Here is an 11,031-nt window from a genome sequence, read left to right as displayed (position 1 = left end):
TCTTGTAAGTTTTCATAATCCAGCTCTATTCTAGCTATTTCATAGTAGGCATTAAAAAGCTGTAAAAGCACGCTCTCCAGAGCCACCCTGGCATTCAGTTGCGTAGCAGTAAGACTCTGTAAATTCCTTTCTAGATTATACTGTCTATTAAAACCATCAAACAACACATAATTAATTCCCACACCGGTGTTGGCACTATTAGACGCTGCAAAATTAAGTTGGGCTTCTCTCCCATCCTGAAAAACAGTATTGGTGTTGTCCAGATTAAAATTAGCCCCGGCTGTAGCAGTTACGGTAGGTTTAAAACCCAGATTATCTCTGGAGGCACTACCTTCAGCGACACTGATGTTATTATTTGCAATTTTGATGTTAAAATTTTTCTCGAGAGCCATCTCCACTGCTTTTTCCTTCGTTAGTAAAAGCTGAGAGTGGGCGTTAAAACAATTGAAAAAAGTTACTAATATGATAAATCCTTTACTACGCATGAATTTCATTTTTTTGTTCAATTACCGCTCTTTCTACTTCCTCTTTGGTGATGTCTCTGCCTGTAAGAAGCCATTTAAAACCTACCTTCAAACTGTTACTGGTAGATAATAAAATCGGTAAAAATAATAAGGTAAGCACAGTGGCAATGCCTATACCGTAAGCGATACTAATGGCCATTGGAATTAAAAATTGGGCTTGTCTACTGGTTTCTAGAATAAGTGGAGCCAAACCTGCTATGGTAGTAAGCGATGTTAAGAAAATAGCTCTAAACCTGGAAGAGCCTGCCTCAACCAGAGCTTCATCAAAGGGCAAACCCTCTTTCAAGAAACTATTAAACTTCCCTATCAGCACCAGGCCGTCATTCACCATAATTCCGATGAGGGCAATGATACCCAAAGCGGAAAGTATATTGATAGGGAAATCATGCAGCCAGTGACCCCAAGCAATGCCTATTAAGGCTAGTGGAATCATAATTAACAATAAGAAAGGCTGGCCATAAGACCTAAAAGTAAAGGCTATAGTAGCATACATTAAGAAAAGAACAATAGGAATCACAAGTGCCGCCGAATTCGCTAGTTTGTCAGATTCTCTATTTTGTCCTTCATACAGTGCCGTAACGGTAGGGTATTTAGCCAGAAGCTCCGGTACTACATTATCCTTTAAATCTTGAAGAGCATCTGTGGCAGAGGCTTTGCTATCTCTTAAATCTGCAGAAACCTGAATTTCTCTTCTGCCATCCAAGTGGTTAATTGCTATTTCTCCCCTTTCTATGCTATAATCTGCTATTTCCTTAAAAGCCACTCTCTGCCCATCTGGTGTTAAAATTTTCATTTTATCCAGACTGTTGATGCTAGAACGGTTTTCTAAATCATACCTCACCCAAACTTTGATTTCATCTTGTCCACGCTGAAAACGTTGAGCTTGAAAGCCAAAAAATGCACTCCTGACCTGCGACATCACGTCTTGTGTATTTAAACCTAAGGGAAAAGCACTTTGCTTTAACTTGATTTTTATCTCTTTAATACCTTTAGGGTCATTGTCAGAAATATCTTTCAAGGTAGGGTTATTGGACATGGTGGCCTTCAGCTCTTCCTTGGCACTTTTGAGCTCATTAATATTGCTTCCTAATAAAGAAACTGAAACAGGGCTTCCTCCAAAATTTCCACCAGAGCCAAAAGTCAACAGTTCGGTACCATACACCGGTCCTACCCTATCTCTGATGTCATTGGCTATTTCTATAGAAGAAGACAATCGTTTCTCTCCCGGAAGTAAATTGATGGTTAAACCTCCATTGGCAGAGCCAGCACCTATCTTTTTAATAATATTTTGAAAAACCTCATCTCCCGTTCCTTGAGCATCTGTGTATTCTTTACCCACCTCCCAAGCTTTCTCTTCTATCATAGATAAAATAGAATCTGTGATAGCCACATTGGTTCCTTCCTCCATTTTTAGCGTAATGCTAATTCTATCTGACGCAACATTAGGGAAGAAAGTAGTTCTAATAATACCTCCATTTATAGCTCCAAATGTCAAAATCAAAAGACCAATAAAAACAGCCACCATTAAGAATTTATATGCCAAGCCAAACCTCAATACAGGCATGTACACTTTATTTCTCAAAAAGTTAATAAACGCTTCTCCGAACTTATTGATGTAACGTAGTTTGGAGAAAACCAAACCTAATCCACTTTTAGTCTTGCTTTCCACTTGTGGTTCCAATGCCTTAGAATGTGCCAAGTGAGCTGGCAAAATAATAAGTGCTTCAAATAGGGAAACCGTAAGCGTAAGAATAACGATGATAGAAACTTCGCCGAAAAACTCTCCTATCCTACTGTCTAAAAACAAGAAGGTTCCGAATGCCAATAAGGTGGTAATAATGGCAGACACAATAGGCGGTATCACTTCCAGCGTACCATCAATGGCCGCATCTATCTTACTCTTGCCCTTTTCATAATGGTTATAGATATTCTCAGCTATCACTATACCATCATCCACCAAAATACCGATAACGATGATCATCCCAAAAAGGGAAAGCACATTAATGGTCACATTAAAAAACGAAGCGAAAATAAACATCCCTAAGAAGGAAATGGGTAAACCCGCAGCTACCCAAAATGCCAATCTGGTATTTAAAAATAAAGACAAAAACACCAGTACCAGTAACATTCCAATCGCGGCATTTTCTGCCAAAAGCTCCGTTCTTTGGTTCAATGTAATGGAAGCATCGCTTAAAACAGCAAGCTGCACATTTTCATTATTGGCATTGAAAGTTGCTATGTAATCTTTAATATTATCTGCTGAAGTGACCAAGTCCTCGTCATTGGTATTACTAATGGCAATATTCACCGCAAGGCTACCATTATAATAACTAGAATTTGGCGTTTCGGAAAACCTATCACTTACATCTGCTATCTCTCTAAGGCGAATCACTTTACCGTTAGGATTACTCCTAACAATTAACTTGTCGAGGTCATTGGCATTATAAGTTCTACCATTTGCTCTAATCAAATATTCTTCTTGTGATGTTTTGATGTTACCCCCAGTCACTAAGATGTTTTCCCTTGAAACCGCCTGAGCCACTTCCTGAAAGGTGATGCCATAAGCTAACATATCCTTTTCTCTTAAAGCAATTTCAATTTCCTCGTCTGGATATCCTGTAAGCTCTACTTGTGAAATACCATCAATGGCTCTAAGGTCGTTTTCAATACCCCTGGCGATGGTTTTTAAAGTTTTTAAAGGCAGGTTTTGACCTGTAACCGCAAAATTTATGGTTTCTCTTATATTCTCCGTTTTCTCCACCACCAGTGGTTCCATCCCACTGGGAAATGACGGTACCCTATCCACGGCGTTTTTAACCTCCGCTAGAATGATATTAATATCTCTACCCTTTTCTATTTCCACCACTACAGAACCCGAACTCTCTCTAGACACAGAGGTCACCCTGTCAATACCCACCAAGCCTTTAAGGTTATCTTCAATCTTGAGCACGACCCCTTCTTCTATTTCTTGAGGAGAAGCCCCAGGGTAAATAGCGGAAATGGTTATAATCCTTGACTCTACTAATGGGAAATAAGAAGACTTAAGACTTTTAATACCAATTATCCCGAAAATGACAAAAGCGGCTATAATTACATTGACTGCTACAGGGTATTTGATAAAATACGCTATTACTTTTCTCATCTAAACTTAATCTTTTGAAACTTTAACAATCATGCCATCATAAGCACCTGGTAATGATTTACTTAGCAGTATAGAGCCATCCATTAAGCCTCTTACCAATACTTTTTTATCTGAAAGATGTACCACCTGAACAGGTTGAGTACTTAAAATGGAGTCGTTTTCTATAATAAAAACGGTATTATCTCCAGATAATAAGGAGCGGTCAATCTCCAATACATTACTTTCTGTATTGGCCATAACAGAAGCCTCTAGAAACATTCCTTCTGTAAGGTTACTTCCGCTTATCTGAATGTAAGCTTGAACCGTTTGAGTGGTAGGATCTATAACCCCATTAATTCTTTTCACAAATCCCATCCAAGTGTGCTCTCCGTTTAGATCTTTCACATCTACCCGCTTGCCAACCTTTAAGAATTTAAGGTTTTCGGCATTGATGTTAGCCTCCAGCTCAAAAACAGAAGGATTAATAAATGAACCCAATTTCTGACCCGTTCTTATCAGCGTTCCGGGATCTACCAGAGCTTCAGTAAGTATACCACCGAAAGGAGCATATATCTTATACTTGGTTAGTCTCTCCTCCAAATTTTTAATGGAATAATAAGTAGATACAATCTGCTTGGCATTGATAAAGTATTTCTCCTTCTCATTTACTGCTTCTGGCAATTTCTTGACCGTTTTCTGGATATCAAACTGATCTAGATAAGACTGCCAGTGCTGAAAAGACTCTGGTAAGTCAAATTTCAAATCAGGCATTATAGAAACAATGTTATTATAAAGCACACTTCTTTGAGCCACCAAACTAGAATAAAACTCCTGAGAATCCATTTCTAATAATAGCTCACCTTTGGCATATCGCTGGCCTGGCTTGAAAGCTGTTTTGGAAGGTTTAAAAACACCCCCAACCTCCGAGAAAAGTTCAATTCTCTCTTGAGCTCTAATGGTACCGTTGGTTTCAATAAAAACAGGGGTGTCTTTATTGGCAACTACGTCTGCATAAACGGTGTTGGTGGTTTTTTGATTTTTGCCTCTAGGGGCTTGTTTACTGTCTGCTATTTCCTGAGAAAGAAAGTAGGCTCCGATGAGTAAAACCAAGCCTAAAATAATACTAACAATTAGTCTCATTTAGTTTTTTGAGTGATGATAAAATTTAAGCAACTGCCGACCTAAATGCATCTCGGATGATTCAGACAGTTGTCTCTATATTATCAAAGGTCTTATTTTTAAGTTAAAAAAAGCGAACTTATTGATTAATCGCCCTATATTCTAGATAACCTTCGAGGTTTAATCGATGGTTCAGATATACCAAAAAACACTTAGAGAAGACTAAGTACTACGAAACAGCACTGTTCAGGAAGTCGCCCAAAGGTTTCAATGTTTCAAAAACTTCTATGGCGTGGGGCAAGAAACTATCTTCGGTCACTTCAGCATCTTTTACATCATGTTGAGCCAAAAAGCTCTTCTTTTTTAATAAATCAATGTATTTATGGTCTTCGCCAAAACCCTTGGGTGGTCTTTTGAGGCTTTCACCAATTAAAGTCCCAAAGATTTCTTTAAATTTTGGAGAATCTAGGACAGCTACAAGCGAAGCTCCACTATAATCTATCTCTTGTCTAATACCTTTTATCCACTCTCCCTGTGGCAGATATGCTCCACCTGCCAACATGCATTCACCTTCACCAATATGTATGTAGTAACCAGAACGTGAGTGAATATCCGATTTCTTTAAGGCAGAAGTAATATGAGCTCCCATATGGGTTTTATAGGGCGATTTGTCCTTTGAAAAACGGACATCTCTGTAAATTCTAAAGACACAACTCTTTCCGGTATGATGAGCTATGCTTGGGTCAAACTTGGAGATCCCTTTGATTAAATCATCCATAAAAGCTTCAAAGTTCGCTTTTGCTACCTCGTATCTGGCTTTATGATTCGTAAACCATTCTTTGTTATTATTGGCTTTTAGTTCTTTTAAAAACTGAAAAGTGTCTTTTGAAATGGCTGTCATGATAAAAACTTGAAGGTTAAAAATTCATCCGATAATTACGATTTGACTCTCGAATAAATGTAAGAAATAATAATTGCAAGCAAGAGGGAATTACCTTCTCGCTGAAGTTGGAGCAAAACTGTGAGGTCTGTTTTAAACACCTTCGCCCATTTTAAATACTTAACTCCAAAATATAACAACCTCTTTCTTCCCCAAATAAAACCACATGATGAATCTAAAGTTTATTGTTGTATATGATAAGCTAGCCTCATACCTAAAAATATGAGCCGATTTAACGGTTCATTTGAATTGACTTGAGCGTAACTACTATTCCTGCTGTTATAAACATGTATCACTTAAAAGGCTATATCTGTCAAAGATCATATTATTATATAAAACTAAAATCTAACTTGACGGTAACTTAAGCCTAATAATAATGACCAGCATACGAAGCAGACCACGTTTTAAACAAACCATCGCACTCCGTGAAGAAGATTTAAAGATTAAGATTTCTTCTAAACTGAAAGATAACTCTCAGGGCGTAAAAGGTGGTGTTTTTAGCCACCACTTTCATTTGGAAATCGTCAATAAGGAACAGCATTTTTGGTCGCCTCATTTGAATGTCACATTAGAAAACTCAGATGACGGAACCATTCTTAGAGGCAAATATGGTCCAAAACCAACCATCTGGGCAATTTTCACATTCGGCTACTCCAGTCTTGGAATTGCATTTTTATTTACCGCAATGGCTGGTTTAGTTAAATTAAGCCTAAATCAAGAGAGTCAAATTCTCTGGGCATTACCAATTTTGTTTCTTTTTATTCTTGGGCTTTATATGGCCTCTCAAACAGGTCAGAAACTTGGTGTAGAACAAACCTTTAGAATCCATCATTTCTTAGAAGAATGTTTAGAAACAAAGATAGGAATAGGCTAACATGAAAAAATGGTCACTTTTCAATAAGCCATAAATGTTGATCACCTCATAACGGAATGGGAATAAACAGAATATCTACTCGCCTGTTTCGCATCCTGCCTTCGTTTGTATTATTATCAAATACAGGAGCATCAAAAGCGAAGTCTTTGAACTTAATGATTTCTTGTGGCACCCTGAGATTGACAAGTGTTTCAATAACCGATGCACTACGCATTCGGCTCAGGTATTCATTAAATTCTCTCCCTCCAATGTTGTCTGTATGACTGGTTATTTTTATCTCATAGAATTCTAGGTTCGGAATACTTTGAATAAGCTCTTTTAAACTTAGTTTTTGATCCTTGTCTATTAAGAAGCTTCCTCCTCCGAAATAGATACTTCGCATTATCTCTTTTGGCTCTTGGGCTATAGATTGAAAAGGAAAAGAGAATAAAAATAGTATGACTAGTTTTTTCATAAACCCATAAATTAGATTAACTAATTTAATACAAGACGTTTAGAAAAGCAATCATACCAAACTATAAAACAAATTAGACAGCTTTTGACATCTCTTAAGAAATGGCTTTTAGCGATTTATCATTTAATACTTTAGGAGAATAGGTCAAAGCCTAGCATTTTTAAATGCTTGTTCCGTTATTTTGCCTTCCGCTTACCTATTTCTCTAATGTTCGGTCGAATTATTCCGTTTCATTTTCATTGAACTCTACCTCTTCCCAAACCTTATCACTATTTAGCTTAAACGATCCCAAATACTTTTTACGCCAACTTCCTGGTGGTATAAGCGACAAAAACTGTTCGTCTTCGTTGGCTTTAGCATATAAATGATACACCTTTCCTATGATAGGTTCGGAACCCATTGTGGCATTATAGAGCAACTCGTTTACCTTATACTCATCTATCAGCTTTTGATAGTTGTTTTTTATGCTTTCAATCTTACTGTTAAACGTATGGTTAAAACTGCTGATACTGCTGTTTTTCCAGCTGGACAATTGGGTGGTCTGAATACTGGGTGCACCAATATTGGTTCCATAGGGTAAAAGACTGGAATTATATGTTTGACTGGTCTTATCAAAAGAAACATTGTCTGGACGTTCTTTGGTATAAAAATTCGGAACCTCTTCCACTCTGGCGTAAGGGTAGTTTATAAACTTGCCAACCGAAGAATATTGATTTAACCCCGTTACACAAATGTCATGAGCTTTTTCTAAATCCAATTGGCCATCCGCCTCTAGGTATGCCTGTTCTATACTGATGACCTGAACCTCCCCAATAATTAAGTGTGTCCCGTTAGATTTGATGGCTATATCTTCCAGCAACTTTAATCCCAATTTTATGGTACTCTCCTGAACAAATGGAGCAGGAAATTCAGCAAGATACTCCTCTTTCAGGTTACATGCCTTAAATTCCGATTGATCGCTTTCAAAATTTGCAGATGTGTAGTGAGCCTGCTTTAGAAAGGATTTATGAACATGGTTTATAGTGAAGACACCCGTTTCTTTGATATTATGATAGGTATCTCTTTCAACCGTTAGCGGTCTCATTATAAAACCCAACTGAGGAGGATTAGACCCAATATGAACAATGGAACTAAAGAGACCTAAATTGCTTATTCCGTCTGACGAACGCGTTCCTATTAAATGAACACCCTTATAACCAGAAAGAGAATTGATAAACTTTAGTTTGTATTTATTTTCCCAAGAAGAGATATCAGCGGGCGTGATGAGCATAAAGAAATTACTTTTGTTGAACAAAAGTAACTATGTGGCAGACAAATACTACCGTATTTTATATAACAAAGTTATGTTAAAGTAAATGGTTTAATCCTCCATTTCAGAATCTATATCCTCTTTTTTAGGAGCACCGTATCTTGCCAAAAGTTTACCAGAAACCTTGTATGAGGCAGAATAGGCTAAACCCTCCTGACGATGCGTAAAAGTTGAAAATGCTTTTTTATACCATTTTGCATCGGTCGCTTTCTTTTTAAAAGTCTCATGCATGGCCGTATCGTATGCTTCGCCATTAAGTCTTGGAGAAATTTGATAAACACCAATTCCAAAATATTCAACTTGCTCCAGTACCTTTTCAAAATCAGATTGAGAAAAATAGTGAATGGCACTATCGTCAAATCCGTCGTTCAGATTTTCTAAACCTACAAATACATGTTTCTTTAAAAACTCCGCTTGCTCCATATCTAATTCAAATAAATTTCCGCAAAGATTGCTTGTTTTTTTTGTAATTTAGCAAGGTTTGAAAATACTTTCTGCCCTGCGTAATTAGCAGTGTGACCAATATTCAAACTTGATAAGTTTTCCATTCTTAACTTCCAGTTTATTAATAACCTCTCTTTGGAAAAATATAACTAGGTTTCCTCTGGAGCTTAGCCTACTCTGAAACGTAAGGATTTAATACCCTCTAATTATTTGAAATTCCTCCACAGATTTAGGTCCACAATTCCTTAGTTTTTCGAAGTGTCTAGGTTTTAAATCTTCTATAAAAACCTCTTCCACATCAAAATTATCATATAATATATTTTTTAATCTACCTGAGACTATGTTCTTCTCAATTAACTCCTCAACTGTCGTTTTTGCTCCGTAAATCTCCTTTTTTTTTTAATTCTTTGAAAGATTAAAATCAATTTTATCGAGCTTATCTATCATTTCAAGAATAATTGGTTGCACATTTTAGAATCTAATTCAATTGAAAACAAGTTTAACAATTTCGAAAAAAACTCCATTGAAGAATTTAAATCGTCTATTTCATAGCACTGATATAGATTCAAAGGAGGAGAAATCTCTTGTCTTTTAATTTTAAAGCATACTGGAATAACTTCACACTTTTCTAAGGCTTGTCCCATGCCGCTTTCGAAATAAACCCATGGTCTATTAATACTATTGGGAGTCAAAAGGGCTATAACAGCTTGACTTTCGGTAATTTGCTTTAATATTTTATTAAACCAAATATCGCCAGGGATAAGGCCATTATTACCCTTATTGTCCGAAGAATACCAAGGAACTATTTGCTTAAGTGTAATTCGGTTTAAAGTACTTGAAAAAATGTCAGCAATTTCTTTATCCTGGTTAAAATGGCTGATAAAAAAAGCGATGTTTCATATTTTGTTTTTTTTGCTTTTAATTCTTAGCTCGGAAGTGAATTTGAATTCAAATTAACATATTAGCCCTATTAAACCAGCTACTCTGATGACATTAAATAGCTAATAATAACCAACAAGGATTTGCTTTAGCAAACGAAAGTTACAGACCAACCTTTATCCTTCGAAAATTAGGCTAAAAAAATATGTAAAGAATAGCTATTTATTAGGTGTCTAATATTTGGAAAGCCTAATAATTTCATTTAAACCAGCTCATAACTAGTACTTCGGCCGCCACTTTCACTTTTCTTTAAGATATCTTTATTTATTAAATCTTGTATATCTCTCAAGGCCGTATCAGATGAGCATTTTGCTATTTTAGCCCATTTTGAAGAGTTTAATTTGCCTTCAAAACCATCTAAAAGCTTATTCAGTAGGAGCTTTTGTCTGTCGTTCTGGAGCCTTGAAGCGTTCTTATTCCAAAACTCATGTTTCTGAATAACTTTCTCTAGCACAATCTCCGAAGAGCTTAATGCCTCCTTTAAACAATTTAAAAACCACGCTAGCCATTTTGTGATATCCATTGTTCCTTTTTGAGTTCTCTCCAAAACCTCATAATAGCCCTTTCGTTCTTTATTGATTTGAGAAGACATGCTATAAAAACGCTGTGGCATACCGTCAGATTTAGCCAATAACATATCGGTTATTGCTCTGGCTATTCTTCCATTTCCATCTTCAAAGGGGTGAATAGTTAAAAACCATAAATGAGCAATACCCGCTTTTATGACGCTATCTTCATTATGGTTTGTACTTAACCAATCTAAAAAAAGTTTCATCTCTGATTCTATCACAGTAGCATCGGGGGCTTGATAATGCACCTTCTCTTTTCCCAAGGCTCCAGAAACTACCTGCATGGGTCCTGTAGAATCGTCTCTCCACCCTCCTACCTTAATTTTGTACAAGCCACTTCTTCCGGTAGGAAAAAGCGAAGCTTGCCAATCAAACAAACGTTCTTTATTTAATGTCAAATCATAATTTAAGGTAGCGTCTAGCATCATCTCTACTATACCCTCCACATCTCTATCTGAGGGTATTAAACCTGAAATATCAAGCCCCAACCTACGTGCTACAGAAGAGCGAACCTGCTCTCTATTTAGAATTTCTCCTTCTATTTCGGTTGACTTCAGCACATCCATAGTCAAAGTCTCCAAAGTAGCTTCGTTTCTTAAATCAAAACCCAATGACTCCATCTTACCCACAAGTTTCCCTTGAGAATGGCGTACTTCCGCTACCAACGAAAATAACTCTTCGCTGTCCCACGTAAACTTAGGCCAAGCCTCTTTTTGATAGATATAAACTTTCATTCAC

At 36.9% G+C, this 11,031-nt stretch carries 11 protein-coding genes; 1 reads left to right on the top strand and 10 read right to left on the bottom strand.

Annotated features, from left to right (window positions below; all coding sequences use genetic code 11):
- The 4 genes from ACTBZY_RS19600 to ACTBZY_RS19585 all read right to left on the bottom strand — a co-directional run.
- On the bottom strand, positions 1 to 485 hold a 485-nt coding region (locus ACTBZY_RS19600), incomplete at its 3' end, for a TolC family protein (protein WP_463048063.1).
- Positions 478 to 3,666, bottom strand: coding sequence for an efflux RND transporter permease subunit (locus tag ACTBZY_RS19595; RefSeq protein WP_463048062.1), 3,189 nt, complete (start codon positions 3,664 to 3,666; stop codon positions 478 to 480). The genes ACTBZY_RS19600 and ACTBZY_RS19595, both read right to left, overlap by 8 nt.
- 6 nt (positions 3,667 to 3,672) lie before the next feature.
- Positions 3,673 to 4,785 carry an efflux RND transporter periplasmic adaptor subunit gene (locus tag ACTBZY_RS19590; RefSeq protein WP_463048061.1) on the bottom strand — a complete coding sequence of 371 codons (1,113 nt, stop codon included), beginning with the start codon at positions 4,783 to 4,785 and terminating at the stop codon, positions 3,673 to 3,675.
- A gap of 208 nt (positions 4,786 to 4,993) precedes the next feature.
- Positions 4,994 to 5,665: a DUF2461 domain-containing protein gene (locus tag ACTBZY_RS19585; RefSeq protein ID WP_463048060.1), complete on the bottom strand. Its 672-nt coding sequence runs from the start codon at positions 5,663 to 5,665 to the stop codon at positions 4,994 to 4,996.
- A gap of 415 nt (positions 5,666 to 6,080) precedes the next feature.
- Between ACTBZY_RS19585 and ACTBZY_RS19580 the strand changes: the two genes are divergently transcribed.
- Entirely contained in the window at positions 6,081 to 6,578 is a 498-nt protein-coding gene (locus ACTBZY_RS19580; protein WP_463048059.1) for a hypothetical protein, read from the top strand.
- A 46-nt stretch (positions 6,579 to 6,624) separates the two neighbouring features.
- Here the strand turns inward: ACTBZY_RS19580 and ACTBZY_RS19575 are convergent, their stop codons facing one another.
- The 6 genes from ACTBZY_RS19575 to ACTBZY_RS19550 form a co-directional block, all read right to left on the bottom strand.
- A complete protein-coding gene (locus ACTBZY_RS19575; RefSeq protein ID WP_463048058.1) occupies positions 6,625 to 7,032 on the bottom strand; it encodes an OmpA family protein in 408 nt (135 codons plus the stop codon).
- A gap of 220 nt (positions 7,033 to 7,252) precedes the next feature.
- Positions 7,253 to 8,302 carry a DUF2452 domain-containing protein gene (locus tag ACTBZY_RS19570; RefSeq protein ID WP_463048057.1) on the bottom strand — a complete coding sequence of 350 codons (1,050 nt, stop codon included), beginning with the start codon at positions 8,300 to 8,302 and terminating at the stop codon, positions 7,253 to 7,255.
- 90 nt (positions 8,303 to 8,392) lie between these two features.
- Entirely contained in the window at positions 8,393 to 8,764 is a 372-nt protein-coding gene (locus ACTBZY_RS19565) for a hypothetical protein (protein WP_463048056.1), read from the bottom strand.
- A gap of 2 nt (positions 8,765 to 8,766) precedes the next feature.
- A complete protein-coding gene (locus tag ACTBZY_RS19560; protein WP_463048055.1) occupies positions 8,767 to 8,889 on the bottom strand; it encodes a hypothetical protein in 123 nt (40 codons plus the stop codon).
- Between the two features lie 339 nt (positions 8,890 to 9,228).
- The gene (locus ACTBZY_RS19555) at positions 9,229 to 9,666 is read right to left on the bottom strand and encodes a toll/interleukin-1 receptor domain-containing protein (protein ID WP_463048064.1); all 438 of its coding nucleotides are present in this window, start codon (positions 9,664 to 9,666) and stop codon (positions 9,229 to 9,231) included.
- 260 nt (positions 9,667 to 9,926) lie between these two features.
- Complete coding sequence (locus ACTBZY_RS19550; RefSeq protein ID WP_463048054.1) at positions 9,927 to 11,027, bottom strand: Fic family protein; 1,101 nt, start codon at positions 11,025 to 11,027, stop codon at positions 9,927 to 9,929.
- Between the last annotated feature and the right edge of the window lie 4 nt (positions 11,028 to 11,031).

This window comes from Arcticibacterium sp. (assembly GCF_055134445.1).
The sequence above is the reverse complement of the archived record's forward strand: the minus strand, read 5'-3'. Positions and strand labels throughout refer to the sequence as shown.